The following is a 19,132-nucleotide window of genomic DNA, read 5'->3' as shown; positions in this document are numbered from 1 at the left end:
GCGCAACGTGTCCGAGCTCTATATCGGCCTGATGTCCGGCACGTCGCTGGACGGTGTGGACGGTGTCCTGGCGGACTTTTCGCAGGGCAGCATGCGTGTGCTGCAGCACTGCAGCACACCCTTTCCGGCCGACCTACGCGCGGAACTGCTGGCCCTGAACAGCCCTGGCCCCGACGAGTTACACCGCGCTGCCCTGGCCGGCAACGCACTGGTGCGCTGCTATGCAACCGTCGTTCAAAGCCTGCTGACGGCCACCCAAACGCCCGCATCCGCAATTCGTGCCATTGGCGCGCACGGACAGACCGTCCGCCATCGTCCGCAGGAGTTTGATGGTACGGGCTACACCCTCCAGCTCAACCAGCCTTCGCTGCTTGCAGAGCTGTGTGGCATCGATGTTGTGGCCGACTTCCGCAGCCGCGATGTTGCGGCCGGCGGCCAGGGCGCACCGCTGGTTCCGCCTTTTCACCAGGCCGTCTTTGGAAGCCCCGACCAGACCTTGGCCGTCCTCAATATTGGCGGCATCTCCAATATCACCGTGCTGAACCCGGCCGCGCCGACACCGGTACTGGGCTTCGATTGCGGCCCGGGCAATGCCCTCATGGACGGCTGGTGCCAGACGCATACCGGCCAGCCCTTTGATAACGCGGGCCAATGGGCTGCCAGTGGGCAGGTGCATCAACCCATGCTGTCCGCCTTGCTGGCAGACGGCTTCTTTGCCAAGCCCCCGCCCAAGAGCACGGGGCGCGATCTATTCAATGCGATCTGGCTGGCGCGTCAACTGGACAGCTTTCCAAACCTGCCCCCGCAGGATGTACAGGCCACGCTGACTGAGGTGACGGCGCGCTCCTGCGCAGAAGCATTGTGTGCGGTAGCACCAGCCTGCCCAACGTTGCTTGTCTGCGGTGGAGGGGCTTACAACACGCATCTGATGCAGCGCCTGGCCCACTATCTGCCGGGCTGCTTGGTGCAATCTTCCGAAGCACGAGGACTCCCCCCTCTCCAGGTGGAAGCCACCGCCTTTGCCTGGCTGGCACGCCAGACCTGCCTGCGCCAAACAGCGAGCCTGCCAAAAGTAACGGGCGCCCAAGGCGCCCGCATACTCGGTGCCGTCTACCCCGCCTGAGCAGGGTGACAAGCATTCAACTCAGGTCGAGAACGACGAACCGCAGCCACAGGTAGTGGTGGCATTGGGGTTCTTGATGACGAACTGCGCGCCCTGCAGGTCTTCCTTGTAGTCAATCTCGGCCCCCACCAAGTACTGGTAGCTCATGGCGTCAATCAGCAAGGAGACACCATTCTTGGTCATGGTGGTGTCGTCTTCGTTGGTGATTTCGTCAAAAGTAAAGCCATACTGGAAGCCGGAACAGCCTCCGCCCTGCACGAATACACGCAGTTTCAGGTCAGGGTTGCCTTCTTCAGCAATCAGGTCTGCCACCTTGGCAGCAGCGCTGTCGGTGAACAGGATGGGGGAAGGCATTTCGGTATGGATAGTCTCGGCAACGGCGCTCATGGGCGACTCCGGTTTCAATCAGGATGGGCAAATAGTACAGGAAACCGCTCGGGAATTCTGCTACAGGTTATTTGCCGCTAGTTTCAGTGTGGGTTTTTCTTCGTTGTCCAGCAGCGGACGCAACTGGCCGGCAATCAGGGCACCTTGGTGCATTTCCAAGGCGGCGTATTCCACATCCCCTTCAATACGGGCCTTGGGCTGAAGTTCCAACATGTGGCGGGCATGGATGGGACCCTTGACGCCGCCATTGACAATGATGTGGTCAGCAGAAATGTCACCAGTCACGCTGGCGGACTCAGAGATCACCAAAATGCTGGCACTGCCATCGGCGGCCTGCACATTGCCAACAATGACTCCATCGACCCGAAGGCCATCAGAAAAGGTCAAATTGCCTTCAATGCGGGTGCCTTCGGCAATCAGGCTTTTGATCGGGGGCTGCTTTTTCTTGTTGAACATGCTGAACCTCTGTAAACACTACAGCTTGATGGACTGCGTCGCACGGACAGCAGAACCCTCAAGAACCCGTGCCGAGACACTTTTGACAACCACCTGAGGAGGGATGACCAACTCGCCCTCCATGCGCCCATACTGTCTGACCTTGATGGGGACGGCCCCATCCGGCAGCGTACTGGACCAGGGTTTGCCATTCACCGTGCCCGCAAAAGTCAACTCCAAACGACCTGTAAACTCTTGCGTATTGCGACCCGGCTGCATCACCAGCGCTTGCCATTTTAACGTGGTTGGCGTTGTCAGCTCCGCCTGCAAGCCACGGATGGACAACCCATCCACGCCCGCAGAGGGAATCAGCTTCTCGAAAAAACCCAAGTCATCGCGCAACACCCGGTTGTCAGCCTCAAGCTGCTTGACCTGGGTCAGCAGCTTTTCGTGCGAAGCCCTCTCGGCTGTGACCAGCGTGCCAGCCGTATTCGCCACCGATTGCGCCTCGTCCCGCTCGGCCTTCACCGACAACAGCTCAGCACGCAGTGCACTGACGTCGCTGCGCAATTGCATCAACTCGTCCTTGGAGCCCTTTTCCAGACCGGCTATATCTTTGCCAAACTCAAAGGCCCAGAGGCTGATAGCAGCACAGAAGCCCAGGACGATCGCCAGCACAGCCCAGCGGAATGGCCAAGGTAGCGCGCTGCGCACGGCCATACGGGGGGCACTGATGGTGAGGCGGCGGCGTAGCAGTCGAAATCTCATGGAGGGCGAAGTCTAGCAGCCCCATGTGTCTGGCTGAACGCCCAAAAGAAAAGCCGCCTGGACTTGCATCCAGACGGCCTTGCAACGCAGGGTTGCCAGCGATTAACGCTTGGAGAACTGCTTGCGACGGCGGGCGCCGTGGAAGCCGACCTTCTTACGTTCGACTTCACGCGCATCGCGCGTCACGAAGCCGGCTTGGCTCAACGCGGGCTTGAGGGCTGCGTCGTAGTCAATCAAAGCGCGGGTAATGCCGTGGCGGGTTGCACCAGCCTGGCCGGACTCACCACCACCAGCAACGTTGACCATGATGTCAAACGATTCAGCGTGGTTGGTCAGCAGCAGGGGCTGTTTGCAGATCATGATGGAAGTTTGACGACCGAAGAAAGCTTCGATGTCCTTGCCATTCACGGTGATCTTGCCAGTGCCTTTTTTCAGAAACACGCGGGCGACGCTGGATTTGCGACGGCCGGTGCCATTGTTCCATTCACCAATCATGAGAGCTCCTTAGATGTCCAACACTTTGGGTTGCTGGGCGGTGTGGGGGTGCTCAGCACCGCCGTACACCTTGAGCTTCTTGATCATGGCGTAGCCCAAGGGACCCTTGGGCAGCATGCCCTTGACGGCTTTTTCCAAAGCGCGGCCAGGATGCTTGGATTGCAGATCGCGGAAGTTCGTGGCTGTGATACCGCCGGGGTAACCGGAGTGGCGGTAGTACACCTTGTCCAGGCTCTTGGTGCCTGTGACTTTGAGTTGGGCTGCGTTGATGACGACGATGAAATCACCGGTATCGACGTGAGGCGTGTAAATGGCCTTGTGTTTGCCGCGCAAACGGAGAGCAACTTCGCTGGCTACTCGTCCGAGGACCTTGTCGGTCGCGTCAACCACAAACCACTCGTGCACGACCTCAGCGGGTTTTGCGCTGAAAGTAGACATGAGTTTTCTCTTTAAAGAAGGTTTGGGAGGGCTCTTTTCCACGGTCGGCGTTCCTCTAATGGGAATCTCTTAGGTGGGGTAAAAGTCTTCGCCGCGGAGCCACAAAAGCGCTGCGAAGCCTTCCATTATACAAATAAGTGAGCCAAAGACCTAATCGCGCCCTAGAAGCCGTTTTTGCCACGGTTCTGCTCTTCCCAATGCTTGCGGTCGGCAATGCAGACCGGCAGTTGGGCGTGCTCGGGTTTCTGGCATTCGCGATAAATGCACATGGTGCGCGTGAGCACGGTGGCATCCGCGCACAAGGTCGGGCTGGGTGCGGGTGCGGCGACAGGCGCCGGCACGGAGGCCGCGGCGCGCGGCTCGGCCTTGGGTACACGCGGAGTCGCCGGCACGGCAGCAACGGGTGCCGAGGCCGCAGCCATCTTGGCCGGTGCAGCCGCAGGCCGGATCGCCACCCCTGCGGCCGGGCGGGCGACATCAGCCGCCGGGGCCGGTACAGCGGCAGCCACAGGTGCCGATACGGGTTGCTCCGGGGCCGACTGCGCCTCTACAACGGCAGCCGGAGCAGCTGGCTTGGCGGGCTTCAGGGCCCAGTAAGTACCCACTGACAACAGCAAAGCTGCCACCCCGCCAAGCACCCAAGGCAACGCACTGGCCTTGGCAGGCGCCGCAGCCAAGGTGCGGCTCTCGCGCGACTTGGAGGGATCACGCGAACTGCGATGGGTTTTTTTGCTGCGCCCGGTGTTCACCGTGCGCTCACGCACACGGGTGGTCTGGGCAACCGTTTTGGCAGGCGGTGCCGGCTGGGTCGTCAGCAGCGCGGTAGTCGGATCGGCCGCAGTTGGAACCGCATCGTCCAGCACGATGGAGGGGCCCAGAGCGGCACGCCAGTCAAAGCGGGCGATGTCAGCTGGGGGCTGCAACTGCATTTCCTGGGCAAAGGCATCCACGCTGGCGGTGCGGGCATCGGGCTCGATAGCCAAAGAATGGGCGACAGCCGCCACAAACTCCGGCGAATAGCTCTGGCCGAAATGGGTTTGTGCAGTTTGCGCCACCTGGGAAAAGGCCGGCATGCGGTCGCGCAACACGCGGAAGGTGGCCGGCAACGGGGGCTCATTGCAGAGGCAGCCATGCACCACGGCAGCCAATGCATACAGATCGGTCCAGGGCCCCTCGCGCAGGTCGTGCGCATCGGCGTACTGCTCGATGGGCGCGTAATTGACCTTGAGCACCGCCGTGTGCTTGTGGCTGGAGTCCATGATGGCGCGCCGTGCGGCGCCCAAGTCCAGCAACACCGGCGGGCCAGCGTTCTGCAGAAAGATGTTGTCAGGCGAGACGTCGCGGTGCAGGGTGTTGTTGTCGTGCAGCACCCGCAAGGCCTCCAGCACCGACCACAGCACGCTGCGCAACCAGTCCTCAGGCGGGGGGCCGCTCATGCGGCGACGTGCCTCTTTGAGGGTGATGCCTTCATACAGGGGCATCGCCATATAAGCCGTGTTGTTGGCTTCCCAGAAGCGGTAGACCTTGACCAGGGAGGGGTGGTCAAAGCGGGCAAGCACGCGCGCCTCGGCAATAAAGGACTGCAAGCCGGTCTGAAAGGGCTGTGCATCGACCGTGGAGCGCGCCGTGACGGCACCGCCTGCCTCGCGCCCCACCAGCGCTGAGGGCATGTATTCCTTGATGGCGACGGGCCGGTGCAGGGAATGGTCGTACCCACGGTACACCATGCCAAAGCCGCCCACCCCCAGCAAGGCCTGCAGCTCAAACTCGCCCAGCATGGTACCGGGCGGCAATGCGTCCATGTGGGCCAGCGCGACTGGCTGGGTTTCGCTGGGCTGGGTGGCGGTTTCACTCATGCGGTAGCAACAGTATTCGGGGACCTCTAGGTCCCACGCGTATGGGTCAAGACCTGGTTTCCAACGCACCGCCTCACGGCGGCTGGCCTTGCGTAGGTATCATAGGGGATGTTCAGTTACCGCCACGCCTTTCACGCCGGCAACCATGCCGACGTCCTCAAACATACCGTCCTGCTGGCCGCCCTGCGCCACCTGACCCTGAAAGAGGCCGCGCTGAATGTGTTCGACACACACGCGGGTGCCGGCCTGTACCGGCTCGATGGCGACTACGCCAAAACCAGTGCCGAAGCCGCAGAAGGCTTTCTCAAGCTGGTCGCCACGCCCCCCAAGGACGGTTTTGCCCCGGCGCTGCAGGACTATGTGGACATGGTCGCCAGCTTCAACAGCGGCAACCACTGGAGCGTCTACCCCGGCTCGCCCTTCATCATCCAACAGTTGCTGCGCGAGCGCGACAAGCTCAAGCTCTACGAACTGCACCCCACCGACACCAAGACGCTGATGGCCAATGTGGCCCAGTTGGAGGCTGGCCGCCAGGTCGCCATCCTGCGCGAAGACGGGTTTGAGGGACTCAAGAAGTTTCTGCCGCCGCCCTCGCGCCGCGCCCTAGTGCTATGCGACCCCAGCTACGAAGCCAAGACCGACTATGGCCGCGTGCTCGACATGGTGGCTGACGCGCTGCAGCGCTTTGCCACGGGCACTTACGCAGTCTGGTATCCCATCATTCCGCGGCCCGAGGCCCACGACCTGCCAAAACGCCTGAAAACCATGGCCAACAAGGCTGGCAAAGGCTGGCTGCACGCCACGCTCACCGTCAAATCCAGCAAGCTGACCCAGGATGCGGAAGGGGAAGTCATTCGCCCCGGCCTACCGGCCAGTGGCATGTTCCTCGTCAACCCACCCCATACACTCAAGGCCCAACTCAAGGAAGCCCTGCCACAGATGGTGGAACTGCTGGGGCAGGACAGCAACGCAACGTTTACGCTGGACTCGGCCGGCTGATCAGTCGGCCGCCAAGCCCAGGTTCTGGCACAGCGCCAGCGTGGCGGCGCTCTGGTTCATGGTGTAGAAATGCAGCGCGGGTGCGCCACCGGCACGCAGTTGCTCGCACAGATCCGTCACCACTTCCAGCCCGAAAGCCTTGATGGACGCCACATCGTCGCCATAGCTCTGCAAGCGCAGGCGAATCCAGCGCGGGATCTCGGCACCGCAGGCATCCGAGAAGCGCATCAGCTGCGTGGAGCTGCTGATGGGCATGATGCCGGGCACCACGGGCACATCCAGCCCCAGCGCGTCCACCTCTTCGACAAAGCGGAAATAGGCATCCGCGTTGTAGAAGTACTGGGTGATGGCCGAATTGGCGCCCGCCTTGATCTTGGCCGCAAAAGCCTGCAAATCACTGGCCGGAGACTTGGCCTGGGGGTGCACCTCCGGGTAGGCTGCCACCTCGAGCTGGAAGTCCTCGCCTGTTTCCGCCCGGATAAAGGCCACCAGATCGCTGGCGTACTGGAATTGGCCGCCTGCGCCATAACCGCTGGGCAGGTCACCGCGCAATGCCACCAGGCGCTTGACGCCCATGGCCTTGAGGGTCGCCAACTGCTCGCGTACCGTGTCTTTGGTGGCGCCAATGCAGGAAAAGTGCGAGGCCGCGCTTACGCCTTCGGCCAGGATCTCGCGCACGGTGTTGAAGGTGCCCTCCTGAGTGGAGCCACCGGCACCAAAGGTCACCGAGCAAAACTCCGGCGTGAGCGTGTACAGCTGCTGGCGCACCGCACGCAGCTTCTCGACGCCTTCGGGGGTCTTGGGGGGGAAAAACTCCAGACTCAGGGGAATGCGCGTCTGTGTCGACATAGGAATCTCCGTCTTGCGCCGCCGCCAGGGCAGCGCCATATTCAGCCCGCCTTGCGGGCACCAATAAAGAATTCGCGGTTGCCGTCCCCGCCTTCGATCGCTGAGTCGAACCAGTGCGTGACCTCCAACCCCAGCTCCGCGCAGCACTCGCGCAGGCGCTGCTCCACGATGGGGTACATGGCCGGATCTTTCACGATACCGCCCTTGCCCACCTGGCCAGGTTGCAGTTCGAACTGCGGCTTGACCAGGGTCAGCAACACGCCGCCTGGCTTGAGCAAGGGCACGGCCGCCGGCAACACCAGGGTTTGCGAAATGAACGACAGGTCTGCCACCAGAACATCGAAAGGCGGTGCGAACTCGGGCGGCAAGGCCGCAACATCCGGGGCGTCTTCGCCATCCTCCGAGCCGTCAAACCCGTCAAAGGTTTCACCATCCTCTTCGATATCAAATTGCCCCTCATCCCCCGTGCTATCTGCGTAAGCAGCTATCAAATCTGCAGCAGACAGAGTACGCGCATTGACGCCTTCCACACACAGCACGCGGGCATCGCTGCGCAGGCTGGGATGCAGCTGGGCACTGCCCACGTCCACCCCCACCACCGATTGCGCGCCGGCCTGCAACAGGCAGTCAGTGAAGCCACCGGTGCTCTGCCCCACGTCCAGACAGCGCAAGCCGGCCACCTTCACGCCTGCCTGTTTCAGCGCGGCTTCCAGCTTGAGGCCGCCGCGTGAGACATAGCGGGCCTCGGAGTCATCCAGCAGTTGCAGCTCGGCGCCGTCCGGAACCTCGTCGCCATTCTTGGCCACGCGTTTCCAGACTTCGCCGTTCTTCCACTGCACGCCGTCGGCAATCAGGCGCTGGGCCTGCGAGCGGGTGCTGGCCAGCCCGCGCTGGACCAGCAATTGGTCAATCCGCATACCGTGTGCCGCTTAGTAGCGGTACGTCTCTTTCTTGTAGGGGCCGGCCTTGCTAACGCCGATGTAGGCGGCCTGCTCGTCGGTCAGTTCCGTCAGCATGGCGCCCACCTTCTTCAGGTGCAGGCGTGCCACCTTTTCGTCCAGGTGCTTGGGCAGCACATAGACCTTGCCCGCCTTGTAGTCCTTGGTCTTGGTGAACAGCTCGATCTGGGCGATGGTCTGGTTCGCAAAGCTGGAGGACATGACGAAGCTGGGGTGGCCGGTGCCGCAACCCAGGTTCACCAGGCGGCCCTTGGCCAGCAGGATGATGCGCTTCTCGGGGTTCTTGCCCTTCTTCGGGAAGATCACGTGATCGACCTGCGGCTTGATCTCTTCCCACTTCAGCTTTTCCAGCGATGCAACGTCGATTTCATTGTCGAAGTGACCGATGTTGCAGACGATGGCCTGGTCCTTCATCGCTTCCATGTGCTTGTAAGTGATGACGTTCTTGTTGCCGGTGGTGGTCACGAAGATGTCGGCCTTGTCGGCAGCGTACTCCATGGTCACGACCTTGTAGCCTTCCATCGCGGCCTGCAGGGCGTTGATGGGGTCAATCTCGGTCACCCAAACTTGCGCGGACAGGGCACGCAGGGCCTGGGCGGAGCCCTTGCCCACGTCGCCGTAGCCGGCCACCAAGGCCACCTTGCCAGCGATCATCACGTCGGTGGCGCGCTTGATGCCGTCCACCAGGGATTCGCGGCAACCGTACAGGTTGTCGAATTTGCTTTTGGTGACGGAGTCGTTCACGTTGATGGCGCGCAGCTTGAGCGTGCCCTTGGCGGCCATTTCTTCCAGACGCATCACGCCGGTAGTGGTTTCTTCGGTCACGCCGATGATGTTCTTCAGACGGCGGCTGTACCAGGTGGGGTCGGTCTTGAGCTTGGCCTTGATGCTGTTGAACAGGCAGATTTCTTCATGGCTGCCGGGCTTGGCCAGCACCTTGATGTCCTTCTCGGCCTTGGCACCCAGGTGCATCAGCAGCGTGGCGTCGCCGCCGTCGTCCAAGATCATATTGGGGCCTTCCGCCGCGGTGCCCTTCTTGCCGCTGAATTCGAAAATGCGGTGGGTGTAGTCCCAGTAATCTTCCAGGGTCTCGCCCTTGACGGCGAACACGGGAGTGCCGGTCGCGGCAATCGCGGCGGCGGCGTGGTCCTGCGTAGAGAAGATGTTGCAGGAAGCCCAGCGCACGTCAGCGCCCAGCGCCTTCAGCGTTTCGATCAGGACGCCGGTCTGGATGGTCATGTGCAGCGAACCGGTGATGCGTGCGCCCTTCAGGGGCTGGCTCTTGGCGAACTCTTCGCGGATGGCCATCAGACCGGGCATTTCGGTCTCGGCAACGGTCAGCTCTTTGCGGCCCCAGGCGGCCAAGCTCAGGTCGGCAATCTTGTAGTCCTGCGCCACAGCAGCTGCGACCTTGGCGACGATCTGCTTGGCAGCGGCGGGTTTGCTGGCCTTGGCGGCCTTGGGGGATTTCTGTACAGCGCTCATGGTGTGCTCCAAAAGTAAGTTGGCTAAGCACTGGCGCGTGGGAAGTTCAGGTAGCCGACTCACCGCACACGTCCAGTGGGTGAGCGCCGTTGTGAGGCACGGCACGCCTTGGCAAGACCCAGGCGGCGTGTTCTCCGAGCCTCACTCGCGGCATCCCCTGTGGGGTACGGCGAGCTGCAACGCTCCTCGGAAGTGCAGCGATTTTAGCCTGCTAAAGCGTCAGCCGCCAAATTCAGGGGGCAGGCCCGGTGCTGCTGCCCAGTTGCAGGGCCGGCAGGCGCAGCAGCTGGTAGGGCCCGGCCTCGGGCGCGCGCAGCACCTGCATCACCATTTCGGCCAGGGCCATGCCCGTGGTCTGGGGCGTGGGCTGGGTCACGGTGGTGACGTCCAGACCAGTGAGCAGGGTGTCCTGCGGAATGTCGCCATGCACCACCACCGAGATGTCCTGCCCCACGCGCAGGCCCGCATCCAACAGTCCGCGAATCAGGCCTACACCGCCCAGGTTGTTGTCCACCAGCACCGCCGTGGGCCGGGGCGTGAGCGCCAGCAACTGCACCACCGACTGCAGGCCGCTGCGCCGGTCGTTCACGCCGCCTATGCAGTAATGCGACGGGCAGACCAGTCCGACCGCTGCCAATGCATTCACAAAGCCCCGGTGACGCTGGAAGGCGAAATTCAGGATCAGCGGCGCATGCACATAGGCAATGCGTGTGTGGCCCAGCGCCAGCAAATGCTCCACTGCCAGGCGGCTACCCAGGTCGTTGTCAAAGTCCAGCCAGGAGTAGTGGCTGCACTCGGCCGTGCGGCCATAGCCCACAAAGGGGTAGCCCTTCTCCAGCAGGTAGTCCACGCGCGCGTCCTGCACGCGGGTGTTGGGCACGATGACCGCGTCCACACGCCCGCCACGGAACAGGCGCTCGAAGGTTTCCAGATCGGTTTCGTTCTTGGCCACCGCCAGCAGCAAATCCAGGTGGTCGCGCTCCAGGCGCTCGCCCAGGCCGTCGGCCATGTCCAGAAACTGCGGGTTGCCCAGGTTTTCCACAGCGGCGGAGTAAACGATGCCCACGGCATCGGTATTGCCGCGCACCAGCCGGCGCGCGCCCGCATCGGGCCGGTAGCCCATGCTCGCGGCCATGGCCTGCACGCGCTCGCGGGTCTGCTCGTTCACATCGGTATAGCCGTTCAGGGCGCGGCTGACCGTGGATGTGGACAGGCCCAGGGCATTGGCCAGTTGCTTGATACTCACACGTTGCTCCGCTCGTTTCGCTTGCTGGAGCGCGAGTGTAAGGGCAAGGCCTTCGCTGGCGCCCTCTGTAAAATACCGATCTCCCCTCTGGTGGCCCGCCGCTGTGCGCTGCCCACTCCCGAACCTGGACCCCCTGTGACCTTTCTCGCCGAAACCCGCCGCCGCCGCACCTTTGCCATCATTTCCCACCCGGACGCCGGCAAGACCACGCTGACCGAAAAGCTGCTGCTGTTCTCGGGCGCGATCCAGATTGCCGGCTCGGTGAAGGCGCGCAAGGCCAGCCGCCACGCCACGTCCGACTGGATGGAAATTGAAAAGCAGCGCGGCATCTCGGTAGCATCTTCTGTCATGCAGATGGCCTACCGCGACCATGTGGTCAACCTGCTCGACACCCCCGGCCACAAGGACTTCTCCGAAGACACCTACCGCGTGTTGACCGCCGTGGACTCGGCGCTGATGGTGATCGACGCGGCCAACGGTGTGGAAAGCCAGACCCGCCGCCTGATCGAGGTGTGCCGCCAGCGCGACACGCCCATCATCACCTTCGTCAACAAGATGGACCGCGAAGTGCGTGACCCTCTGGACATCATGGACGAGGTGGAGCGCGAGCTCAAAATGCCCTGCTGCCCCATCACCTGGCCTGTGGGTCAGGGCAAGAGCTTTGGCGGCATCATCAACCTGCTGACCAAGAGCATGACCGTGTTCACCGCGGGCAGCGAAAAGCGCCCGCAGGACTTCGAGACCATTCCGCTGTCCGATGCAGACAAGCTGCGTGCCCGTTTCGGCCAGGCCTTTGACGATGCCCTGGACAGCATGGAGCTGGCGGTGGGTGCTTCCGCCGAGTGGGACCACCAGGCGTTTCTGGAAGGCAAGCTCACCCCGGTATTCTTCGGCTCCGGGGTGAATAACTTCGGGGTCATGGAAGTGCTTGACGCCGTGGTGGACATGTCGCCCCCGCCTGGCCCACGCGTGGCCTACACCGAGGTGAACCGCAACCGTGAGGCCCAAACCGTCCAACCCGATGGCGACAGCTTCTCCGGTGTGGTGTTCAAGGTGCAGGCCAATATGGACGCCAACCACCGCGACCGCATTGCCTTTGTGCGCGTGGCCTCTGGCAAATACACACCGGGCATGAAGATGAAGGTGCAGCGCACCGCCAAGGAACTGCGCCCCACCAGCGTGGTGACCTTCATGAGCCAGCGCCGAGAGGCGGTGGACGAAGCCTATGCCGGCGACATCATTGGCTTTACCACCCATGGCGGCGTGCAGTTGGGCGACACCATCACCGACGGCCCCAACCTGCAGTTCACCGGCCTGCCCTTCTTCGCACCCGAAATGTTCATGACCGTGGTGCTGAAGAACCCGCTGCGCACCAAGCAGCTGCAACAGGGTCTGATGCAGTTGGGCGAAGAGGGTGCCATCCAGGTCTTCAAGCCCGATGCCGGCGGCAACATGCTGCTGGGCGCCGTGGGCCAGCTGCAGTTTGAAGTGGTGCAACACCGCCTCAAGACCGAGTACGACTGCGATGTGCGCTTGGAAAGCTGCCAGTACACCGGCGCCCGCTGGATCACCGCCGACAATGCTGCTGACCTGCGCGACTTCGAGACCGCCTACCCGCTGCGCATGGCCCATGACGCGGCCGACACCCTGGCCTACCTCTGCACCAGCCCCTACGACGTGCGCTTGGCGCAGGAGCGTTTCCCCAAGATCCACTTCCACCCGCTGCGCGAGCACGCTGGCCTGGCACTGCAAAGCGCGGGCTGACGGCCCCAGACTGCGCCCCGCCGCAGTAAGATGAAAAGCCCGCTGATTCAGCGGGCTTTTTTATTGGCTTGACCGGACAGGAGCTCCCATGACATTCACCCCCTCCCTGCGCCTTGCCAGCGCCCTGCTGATGGCGACCCTGGGCACTGCGGTCAGCGCCGAGCAGCTTCAGCTGCGCATCCTGGAGACCACCGATGTGCACATGAACCTGCTGAGCTACGACTACTACCAGGACAAGCCCACCGACCAGTACGGCCTGGCGCGCACCATCAGCCTCATCAAGGCCGCGCGCAACGAGGCGCCCAACAGCCTGCTGTTCGACAACGGCGACCTGCTGCAGGGCAACCCGCTGGGCGATGTGGTGGCGCGCGTGGCGCCGCTGCAAGCCGGCCAGACACACCCGGCCTACAAGGTGATGAACCCGCTGGGCTACGACGCGGCCAACCTGGGCAACCACGAGTTCAACTACGGCCTGGACTTTCTGCGCCGCGCCATCGCCGGCGCGGGCTTCCCCTATGTGAACGCCAATGTGCTGCTGGCCGACGGCAAACAGGACAGCGCCACGCCCACCCAGGCCTTCACGCCCTATGTGCTGCTGGACCGCACTTTCAAGGACGCGGCCGGCAAGGAACACAAACTGCGCGTGGGCGTGATCGGTTTTGTGCCGCCGCAGATCATGCAATGGGACAAAGCCAACCTGGAGGGCAAGGTGGTGACGCGCGATATGGTGGACATGGCCAAACGTTATGTGCCCGAGATGCGGGCCAAGGGCGCGCAACTGGTCGTGGCCATTCCCCACTCCGGTTTCGAAAAAGGTGAGGTCGGTGCCTTTGCGGAAAACGCCGTGTCCCGCCTGGCCGAGGTGCCCGGCGTGGATGCCATCCTGTTCGGCCACGCGCACGCGGAATTCCCGGGCAAGGCCTTTGCCGCCTACCCCAAGGTGGACATCGAACGCGGCACCATCAACGGCGTACCCGCCGTCATGCCGGGCCGCTGGGGTGACCACCTCGGCGTGATCGACCTGACGCTGGACAACAGCGGCGGCAGCTGGAAGGTGGTGGGCAGCCAGGCCACTATTCGCCCCATCTTTGACCGCACCGCGAAGAAATCGCTGGCCGAGGAAGATCCCGTGGTGATGCAGCTCATCGGCACCGAACACCAGCGCACGCTGGACTACGTGCGCAACAAGGTGGCCCTGAGCAGCGCGCCCATCTACAGCTACTTTGCGCAGGTGGCGGACGATCCGTCCATCCAGATCGTCTCCAACGCGCAGATCGCCTATGTGAAACGCGCCATGCAGGGCACGGACTACGAGAAATACCCCGTGCTGTCGGCCGCCGCGCCCTTCAAGGCGGGTGGGCGCCAGGGTTGGAACTACTACACCGACATCCCTGCCGGCCCGCTGGCCATCAAGCACATGGCGGACCTCTACATCTACCCCAACACGCTCAAGGCCATGCTGATCACCGGCGCCGAGGTGCGCGAGTGGCTGGAAATGTCGGCCGGCCAGTTCCTGCGCATCGACCCCAAGGGCCCCGCGCGCCAGCCCCTGATCAACGACGCGTTTCCGTCCTACAACTTTGACGTGATCGACGGCGTGGAGTACGAGATCGACGTGAGCCAGCCCGCGCGCTACGACGGCAAGGGCCAGCTCGCCAACGCGGACGCCCACCGCATCCGCAACCTGCGCTTCGAGGGCAAGCCCATTGTGGACAGCGCCCGCTTCGTGGTCGCCACCAACAACTACCGCGCGTACGGCGGCGGCAACTTCCCCGGCCTGAAGGCGGACAAAGTAGTGCTGGACGCGCCCGACGAGAATCGCCAAGCGCTGGTGGAATACCTGCGCATGTCGGACAAGCTGGCGGCGGACCACATGGTCAACCCCAGTGCCGACGGTAACTGGCGCATCGCCCGCATCCCCGGTGTGCACCCCACCTTCCTGTCCGGCAGCGCAGCCAGCCGCTTCCTGGCCCAGCACGCCGAAATCGGGCTGGTGCAGGACAACGGCGACGGCTCGGCGCTCTACGAGCTGAAGGACTGAGGCGTGGGCATCGCCCGCTAGTACTGCCAGTGGTGGGGGTTGGTGTCGGACTGGTGGCACAGCGCCAGCCCCAACTCGGTGACCGAGCCGGCAAAGCAGATGAAGATGGCCTGGTGCGTGGGCCACTCGCGCTGGCAGTGCTTCTGGAAACTGGGCTTGAGGCGGCCCTTGCGGTGCTCGGCCATGAGCTTGAGCACCGAGGGGTTCTTGGCCTCGGCGTGGTACTCCACCACCAGGGCGTGCCAGTCTTCAATCAGGCTTTCGAGCTTGCCAGCCGCGCGCTGGCAGACCGCCTTGGCCTCCGGCGCGGCCTGCGCCAACGCACTCCCCGCCCACAACCCCAAGGACACAACCAGCACGATTCCCCAGCGCATACCGCACTCCCGGACAATGGCGCATTCCTGCGCGAAGACCGCAGCATACTGACAACCCCATGCAAGCCCTGAGTACCTGGCCCCTGGCCGACCGCCGCCGCATTGCCGGCGTGTTCACCGATATCGACGACACCCTGACCACCGAAGGCGCCATCACGCCCGAGGCGCTGCAGGCCCTGGCCGACCTGAAGGCGGCGGGCCTGCACGTCATTCCCATCACCGGACGGCCCATTGGCTGGTGCGAGCCCTTCATGGCCGGCAGCGGCGGCGCAGCCTGGCCGGTGGACGCCATGGTGGCGGAGAACGGTGCCGCGGCCTTTGTGCATAAAACCGCAGTTGAGGATAAAAATAGCCTCCAGCCCGCATGGAATGTGCGCAAGCCGCTATCAAAACTGTATCAACAGGACGCAGCCACCCGCACGGCGAATCAGGCCCGCATGCGCGCCATTGCCGCGCGCATCGTGGCGGAGGTGCCCGGCGTGCAACTGAGCCGCGACAGCGCGGGCCGCGAGACCGACCTGGCCTTTGACTACGCCGAGTTCGCCCGCCTCCCGCCTGACACGGTGCAGCAGGTGCTGGAGCGGCTGCAGGCCGAGGGCATGCAGACGACGGTGAGCAGCATCCATATCCACGGCTGCTTTGGCGTCTTCAACAAATGGCAAGGCGCCTGCTGGATTGCGCGCGAGCTGCTGGGCGTCGACCTGCCCGCCGAGCTGGACCGCTGGGTGTTTGTGGGCGACTCGGGCAACGACCAGGCCATGTTCCAGCACTTCACCCACAGCGTGGGGGTGGCGAACATTGCGCGCTTTTTGCCTCAGCTCACCAACCTGCCGCGCTATGTGGCCACGGCCGAACGCGGCGCCGGCTTTGCCGAAGTGGCGCGGGCGATCCTGCAGGGGCGCACGCCATGAGCGGCACCGCCACCCACCGCAGCGCCGCCGGCTCGCCCATGGGCCTGCTAGCCGTGTTTGGCTCCACGCTGTTCCAACTCTCGGGCGTGTTCATGCTCTCGCCGCTGATGCTGGTGTTGCTGAAGGAGCGCGAGGTGTCCACCACCATGGCCGGCCTGTTTGCGGCCACCAGCTGGCTGGGCATCTTCATCGTCACGCCCTTTGCCTCGGCCCTCACCCGGCGCTTCGGGCAGCGCCGGACCATGTGGTTTGCCTCGGTGGCGCCGCTGCTGGCAGCGGCTGGTTTTTTGTTTACCGATGTGCTGTGGCTGTGGTTCGCGCTGGAGCTGCTGGCTGGCGTGGCGGGCGGGCTGCGCTGGGTGCTGGCCGAGGCCTTCATTGCCGAGTTCTCCCCCGCTGACCGGCTGGGCCGCTACATCGGCATCTACGCCACCATGGTGGGCGCCACCTTCATCATCGGCCCCACGCTGCTGGCCTGGGTGGGCAGCGAAGGCCCCGCGGCGCTGGGCCTGGTGATCGCCCTGCTGGGTGTGGGCCTGGCCTGGACGGCGCTGATTCCGGTGGTGCCGCCCCATGCGGACGCGGCCCATGCGCGCGTGGGCGTGCTGGGCCTGTGGCAGGCGGTGCGCAGCCATCCCGTCATCATGCTGGCCGGCTTCATCGGTGGTTTTTTCGAGCTGGGACTGGCCTCCATCCTGCCGCTGTATGGGCTGGCCATGGGCCTGGGTGCAGCGGCCGGGGCGCTGCTGATTTCGGTTAGCGGGCTGGGCAGCACGCTGGTGGCGATTCCCGTGGGCATGGTGGCCGACCGCTTTGAGGACAAGGCGCGCGGACGGCGCACGCTGATGGTTGTGTGCGTGGCCCTGGCGTTGGCCACGGCCTGCGCGCTACTGCTGGTGGCGCATGCGCACTGGCTGGCCTGGCCGATTGTCTTTTTGCTGGGCGCCGCCGGCAGCTGCCTCTACACGCTGAGCATGACGGACATTGGCGCCCGCGAGCAGGGCATCACGCTGGTGAACAGCACCGCCGTGCTGGTACTGAACTACACGCTGGGCGGGCTGGTGGCGTCGGCCGTGTCGGGTGCGCTGATCGACTGGTCGCCTACGCTGGGCTTTCCGCTGGTGCTGATTGGCGTGGCGGCCGTGGGCCTGGCCGCCCTGCTGCGCACGCGGCGCAGCAGCACGTTCTAGAACTCGGGGGGGCCGCCACGCCCCCCCGTTTACTTGTGTTTCTTTTTGGCGACTGTAGCCTTGGCGGGCGCAGCCTTGGTCTTCTTGCCAGCGCTGGCCTTGCCCGTGGCCTTGGCCGATTTGCCGGTTTTCTTGCCTGCCTTGGCGCTCTTGCTGTGTTTGGTGGCGTGTGTCTTGCGCTGGCCGACCGATTTCGGCGGGATCAGGTCTTCCACCGACATACCAGCGCTCTGCGCCATGGCGCCCCAACTTTGACCCTGGGCCCGCTGCGGCAGCACGCCGGGCAGCGACTTGGTGCCGGCGGCGGTATCTACCATCCCACCATGCAGCGCGGCCTGCAGCTGCGTGGCACTAGGCTGGCTGATGCCTTCCTGCGCCAGCGTGGCTTGCGCCAGCTTGAGCGCCAACCGCGCTTCGCCATAGGCCAGCGAGCCGGTGGCGGGGGCCACGCTGGCCGCGCCACTGCCTTCGGGCTGGCCACTGCGCAAGCTGTGCACCAGCATTTCGGTGTCCTGCGGACTGCCGATCCAGGGGGCGAACTCGGAGACCAGGCGGTCGGTGTAGTCGTCGTCGTTGGCCAGGGCCACGGTGCCGGCGCAAGCCAGCAGCGCGCCCAGCAGGCCCGCAGCCAGCCAGCGGCGGGGCCCGGCGCTCAGGCGCGTTGGCAAGGTAAAGATTCGGGTCATGGAGCGGGAGCTTAGCCGCACCGGGCGGAGCCGGTGCGGGGGAAATTGTTAAGCGGCGGTAAAACCCTGCAGCACGTTGACGGCGTTGATGCCCACCTCCTCCACCGCATAGCCACCCTCAAAAATAAAGGCCGTGGGAAGGCCGGCGCGCTCCAGGCTTTCGCCCACGCGCAGGTAGTCGTCGCTCTTCAGGGTGAAGCCAGAGATGGGGTCGCCTTCAAAGGTGTCCATGCCCAGCGACACCACCAGTGCCTCGGCCCCAAAGGCCTGGATGGCGGCCAGCGCCGTGTCCAGCGCCTGCGCCCAGGTGGCGTAGTCGGTGCCGCGTGGCAGCGGCAGGTTCAGGTTGGCGCCCAGCCCGGCGCCCGTGCCGCGTTCGTCGGCATGGCCCAGGTAGAAGGGGTACTCGGTGCGCGGGTCGCCGTGCAGGCTGGCAAAGAACACATCGGGCCGGTCGTAGAAGATGGCCTGGGTACCGTTGCCGTGGTGGTAGTCCACGTCCAGCACCGCCACCTTCTGCATGCCCGCATTGCGCAAATGCTGCGCAGCCAGAGCGGCGTTGTTGAGGAAGCAGTAGCCGCCAAAAAAGTCCGCACCCGCGTGGTGACCCGGCGGGCGGCTCAGGGCGAAGGACACGCGGTCGCCGTCCAACAGCGCCTGCGCGGCGCTCAGCGCGCAATGGGCGCCCGCACGCGCGGCCACCCAGGTTCCGCTGGTGAAGGGGGAGCCGGCGTCGTACGAATACAGCCCCACTTTTGCGGCAAAGTTGTCGGGCTCCACATCGGTGCGGAAGGTGCGCGTGGGCCAGACGGAGGGTAGGATGTCCTTGTCCGCGTTGGCCGGATCCAGCGCCACCCACTGGTCCCAGGCCGTGGCCAGGAAGTTCAGGTAGCGCGGGCTGTGGATGGCCGTGAGCGCGCTGTCGTCAAACGCCTGCGGCTCCAACACCGTGCCCAGCTGGCGGCGCTTCAGTTCCGCCAGCACATGGTCGGCACGGGCCGGCACTTCAAAACACGGCACCAGCGCGCCGCGGAACATCTCGACCTTGCCCTGGTGCTGGGCGTGCAGGTGGTTGTAGAAGGTTTTCATGGTTTAGGCGTAAAACAGGGCTCTTTCCCTTATGAAA

Annotated in this window: 19 protein-coding genes and 1 riboswitch; of the genes, 6 read left to right on the top strand and 13 right to left on the bottom strand. The window is 64.1% G+C overall.

The window, feature by feature from the left end:
* The first annotated feature begins 7 nt into the window (after positions 1-7).
* Positions 8-1,123 (top strand): anhydro-N-acetylmuramic acid kinase, encoded by a 1,116-nt coding sequence (locus AC1RNN_RS16425; RefSeq protein ID WP_493090078.1) that lies wholly within the window; start codon positions 8-10, stop codon positions 1,121-1,123.
* 21 nt (positions 1,124-1,144) lie between these two features.
* Here the strand turns inward: AC1RNN_RS16425 and erpA are convergent, their stop codons facing one another.
* The 6 genes from erpA to AC1RNN_RS16395 all read right to left on the bottom strand — a co-directional run bounded on the left by erpA (position 1,145) and on the right by AC1RNN_RS16395 (position 5,502).
* On the bottom strand, positions 1,145-1,510 hold the full coding sequence (erpA, locus tag AC1RNN_RS16420) for an iron-sulfur cluster insertion protein ErpA (protein WP_493090079.1): 366 nt from the start codon (positions 1,508-1,510) through the stop codon (positions 1,145-1,147).
* Between the two features lie 60 nt (positions 1,511-1,570).
* Positions 1,571-1,966, bottom strand: a complete 396-nt coding sequence (locus tag AC1RNN_RS16415) for a bactofilin family protein (RefSeq protein WP_493090080.1) — start codon at positions 1,964-1,966, stop codon at positions 1,571-1,573.
* Between the two features lie 18 nt (positions 1,967-1,984).
* Positions 1,985-2,665, bottom strand: coding sequence for a DUF6776 family protein (locus AC1RNN_RS16410; RefSeq protein WP_493090081.1), 681 nt, complete (start codon positions 2,663-2,665; stop codon positions 1,985-1,987).
* A 150-nt stretch (positions 2,666-2,815) separates the two neighbouring features.
* Positions 2,816-3,208: a 30S ribosomal protein S9 gene (gene rpsI, locus AC1RNN_RS16405; RefSeq protein WP_493090082.1), complete on the bottom strand. Its 393-nt coding sequence runs from the start codon at positions 3,206-3,208 to the stop codon at positions 2,816-2,818.
* 9 nt (positions 3,209-3,217) lie between these two features.
* The gene (gene rplM / locus AC1RNN_RS16400) at positions 3,218-3,646 is read right to left on the bottom strand and encodes a 50S ribosomal protein L13 (RefSeq protein WP_493090083.1); all 429 of its coding nucleotides are present in this window, start codon (positions 3,644-3,646) and stop codon (positions 3,218-3,220) included.
* 161 nt (positions 3,647-3,807) lie between these two features.
* Positions 3,808-5,502, bottom strand: coding sequence for a serine/threonine protein kinase (locus tag AC1RNN_RS16395; protein WP_493090084.1), 1,695 nt, complete (start codon positions 5,500-5,502; stop codon positions 3,808-3,810).
* Between the two features lie 108 nt (positions 5,503-5,610).
* Between AC1RNN_RS16395 and AC1RNN_RS16390 the strand changes: the two genes are divergently transcribed.
* Positions 5,611-6,501 carry a 23S rRNA (adenine(2030)-N(6))-methyltransferase RlmJ gene (locus tag AC1RNN_RS16390; RefSeq protein WP_493090085.1) on the top strand — a complete coding sequence of 297 codons (891 nt, stop codon included), beginning with the start codon at positions 5,611-5,613 and terminating at the stop codon, positions 6,499-6,501.
* Here AC1RNN_RS16390 and metF read toward each other — a convergent pair whose 3' ends face one another.
* The 4 genes from metF to AC1RNN_RS16370 all read right to left on the bottom strand — a co-directional run bounded on the left by metF (position 6,502) and on the right by AC1RNN_RS16370 (position 11,040).
* A complete protein-coding gene (metF, locus tag AC1RNN_RS16385; protein WP_493090086.1) occupies positions 6,502-7,350 on the bottom strand; it encodes a methylenetetrahydrofolate reductase [NAD(P)H] in 849 nt (282 codons plus the stop codon). It lies immediately after the preceding gene.
* A 41-nt stretch (positions 7,351-7,391) separates the two neighbouring features.
* Complete coding sequence (locus AC1RNN_RS16380) at positions 7,392-8,267, bottom strand: TlyA family RNA methyltransferase (protein WP_493090087.1); 876 nt, start codon at positions 8,265-8,267, stop codon at positions 7,392-7,394.
* A gap of 12 nt (positions 8,268-8,279) precedes the next feature.
* A complete protein-coding gene (gene ahcY, locus AC1RNN_RS16375; RefSeq protein ID WP_493090088.1) occupies positions 8,280-9,794 on the bottom strand; it encodes an adenosylhomocysteinase in 1,515 nt (504 codons plus the stop codon).
* Between the two features lie 74 nt (positions 9,795-9,868).
* Positions 9,869-9,988: riboswitch (S-adenosyl-L-homocysteine riboswitch) on the bottom strand.
* Between the two features lie 38 nt (positions 9,989-10,026).
* Positions 10,027-11,040 carry a substrate-binding domain-containing protein gene (locus AC1RNN_RS16370; RefSeq protein WP_493090089.1) on the bottom strand — a complete coding sequence of 338 codons (1,014 nt, stop codon included), beginning with the start codon at positions 11,038-11,040 and terminating at the stop codon, positions 10,027-10,029.
* A 135-nt stretch (positions 11,041-11,175) separates the two neighbouring features.
* Here AC1RNN_RS16370 and AC1RNN_RS16365 point away from each other — a divergent pair, with 135 nt between their 5' ends.
* Positions 11,176-12,804, top strand: coding sequence for a peptide chain release factor 3 (locus AC1RNN_RS16365; RefSeq protein WP_493090090.1), 1,629 nt, complete (start codon positions 11,176-11,178; stop codon positions 12,802-12,804).
* Positions 12,805-12,892: 88 nt separating this feature from the next.
* Positions 12,893-14,845 (top strand): bifunctional 2',3'-cyclic-nucleotide 2'-phosphodiesterase/3'-nucleotidase, encoded by a 1,953-nt coding sequence (locus tag AC1RNN_RS16360; RefSeq protein WP_493090091.1) that lies wholly within the window; start codon positions 12,893-12,895, stop codon positions 14,843-14,845.
* Positions 14,846-14,862: 17 nt separating this feature from the next.
* Here AC1RNN_RS16360 and AC1RNN_RS16355 read toward each other — a convergent pair whose 3' ends face one another.
* Positions 14,863-15,219: a hypothetical protein gene (locus tag AC1RNN_RS16355; protein WP_493090092.1), complete on the bottom strand. Its 357-nt coding sequence runs from the start codon at positions 15,217-15,219 to the stop codon at positions 14,863-14,865.
* A gap of 59 nt (positions 15,220-15,278) precedes the next feature.
* Between AC1RNN_RS16355 and AC1RNN_RS16350 the strand changes: the two genes are divergently transcribed.
* Positions 15,279-16,130 (top strand): HAD family hydrolase, encoded by an 852-nt coding sequence (locus AC1RNN_RS16350; RefSeq protein WP_493090093.1) that lies wholly within the window; start codon positions 15,279-15,281, stop codon positions 16,128-16,130.
* Positions 16,127-17,320 carry an MFS transporter gene (locus AC1RNN_RS16345; RefSeq protein ID WP_493090094.1) on the top strand — a complete coding sequence of 398 codons (1,194 nt, stop codon included), beginning with the start codon at positions 16,127-16,129 and terminating at the stop codon, positions 17,318-17,320. Before AC1RNN_RS16350 ends, AC1RNN_RS16345 begins: the two co-directional genes overlap by 4 nt.
* Before the next feature lie 29 nt (positions 17,321-17,349).
* Here the strand turns inward: AC1RNN_RS16345 and AC1RNN_RS16340 are convergent, their stop codons facing one another.
* Entirely contained in the window at positions 17,350-18,006 is a 657-nt protein-coding gene (locus AC1RNN_RS16340) for a hypothetical protein (protein WP_493090095.1), read from the bottom strand.
* A gap of 48 nt (positions 18,007-18,054) precedes the next feature.
* On the bottom strand, positions 18,055-19,095 hold the full coding sequence (locus AC1RNN_RS16335) for a histone deacetylase family protein (RefSeq protein ID WP_493090096.1): 1,041 nt from the start codon (positions 19,093-19,095) through the stop codon (positions 18,055-18,057).
* Between the last annotated feature and the right edge of the window lie 37 nt (positions 19,096-19,132).

The sequence above is a fragment of the Rhodoferax sp. GW822-FHT02D07 genome (assembly GCF_058802405.1).
The sequence above is the reverse complement of the archived record's forward strand: the minus strand, read 5'-3'. Positions and strand labels throughout refer to the sequence as shown.

Excerpts from the sequence above, each read along its gene's own strand:
- metF (WP_493090086.1), bottom strand. The coding sequence starts at position 7,350 with ATGTCGACACAGACGCGCATTCCCCTGAGTCTGGAGTTTTTCCCCCCC.
- AC1RNN_RS16340 (WP_493090095.1), bottom strand. The coding sequence starts at position 18,006 with ATGACCCGAATCTTTACCTTGCCAACGCGCCTGAGCGCCGGGCCCCGC.
- AC1RNN_RS16395 (WP_493090084.1), bottom strand. The coding sequence starts at position 5,502 with ATGAGTGAAACCGCCACCCAGCCCAGCGAAACCCAGCCAGTCGCGCTG.
- AC1RNN_RS16360 (WP_493090091.1), top strand. The coding sequence starts at position 12,893 with ATGACATTCACCCCCTCCCTGCGCCTTGCCAGCGCCCTGCTGATGGCG.
- ahcY (WP_493090088.1), bottom strand. The coding sequence starts at position 9,794 with ATGAGCGCTGTACAGAAATCCCCCAAGGCCGCCAAGGCCAGCAAACCC.
- rplM (WP_493090083.1), bottom strand. The coding sequence starts at position 3,646 with ATGTCTACTTTCAGCGCAAAACCCGCTGAGGTCGTGCACGAGTGGTTT.
- AC1RNN_RS16410 (WP_493090081.1), bottom strand. The coding sequence starts at position 2,665 with ATGGCCGTGCGCAGCGCGCTACCTTGGCCATTCCGCTGGGCTGTGCTG.
- erpA (WP_493090079.1), bottom strand. The coding sequence starts at position 1,510 with ATGAGCGCCGTTGCCGAGACTATCCATACCGAAATGCCTTCCCCCATC.
- AC1RNN_RS16415 (WP_493090080.1), bottom strand. The coding sequence starts at position 1,966 with ATGTTCAACAAGAAAAAGCAGCCCCCGATCAAAAGCCTGATTGCCGAA.
- AC1RNN_RS16355 (WP_493090092.1), bottom strand. The coding sequence starts at position 15,219 with ATGCGCTGGGGAATCGTGCTGGTTGTGTCCTTGGGGTTGTGGGCGGGG.
- AC1RNN_RS16380 (WP_493090087.1), bottom strand. The coding sequence starts at position 8,267 with ATGCGGATTGACCAATTGCTGGTCCAGCGCGGGCTGGCCAGCACCCGC.
- AC1RNN_RS16350 (WP_493090093.1), top strand. The coding sequence starts at position 15,279 with ATGCAAGCCCTGAGTACCTGGCCCCTGGCCGACCGCCGCCGCATTGCC.
- AC1RNN_RS16335 (WP_493090096.1), bottom strand. The coding sequence starts at position 19,095 with ATGAAAACCTTCTACAACCACCTGCACGCCCAGCACCAGGGCAAGGTC.
- rpsI (WP_493090082.1), bottom strand. The coding sequence starts at position 3,208 with ATGATTGGTGAATGGAACAATGGCACCGGCCGTCGCAAATCCAGCGTC.
- AC1RNN_RS16390 (WP_493090085.1), top strand. The coding sequence starts at position 5,611 with ATGTTCAGTTACCGCCACGCCTTTCACGCCGGCAACCATGCCGACGTC.
- AC1RNN_RS16345 (WP_493090094.1), top strand. The coding sequence starts at position 16,127 with ATGAGCGGCACCGCCACCCACCGCAGCGCCGCCGGCTCGCCCATGGGC.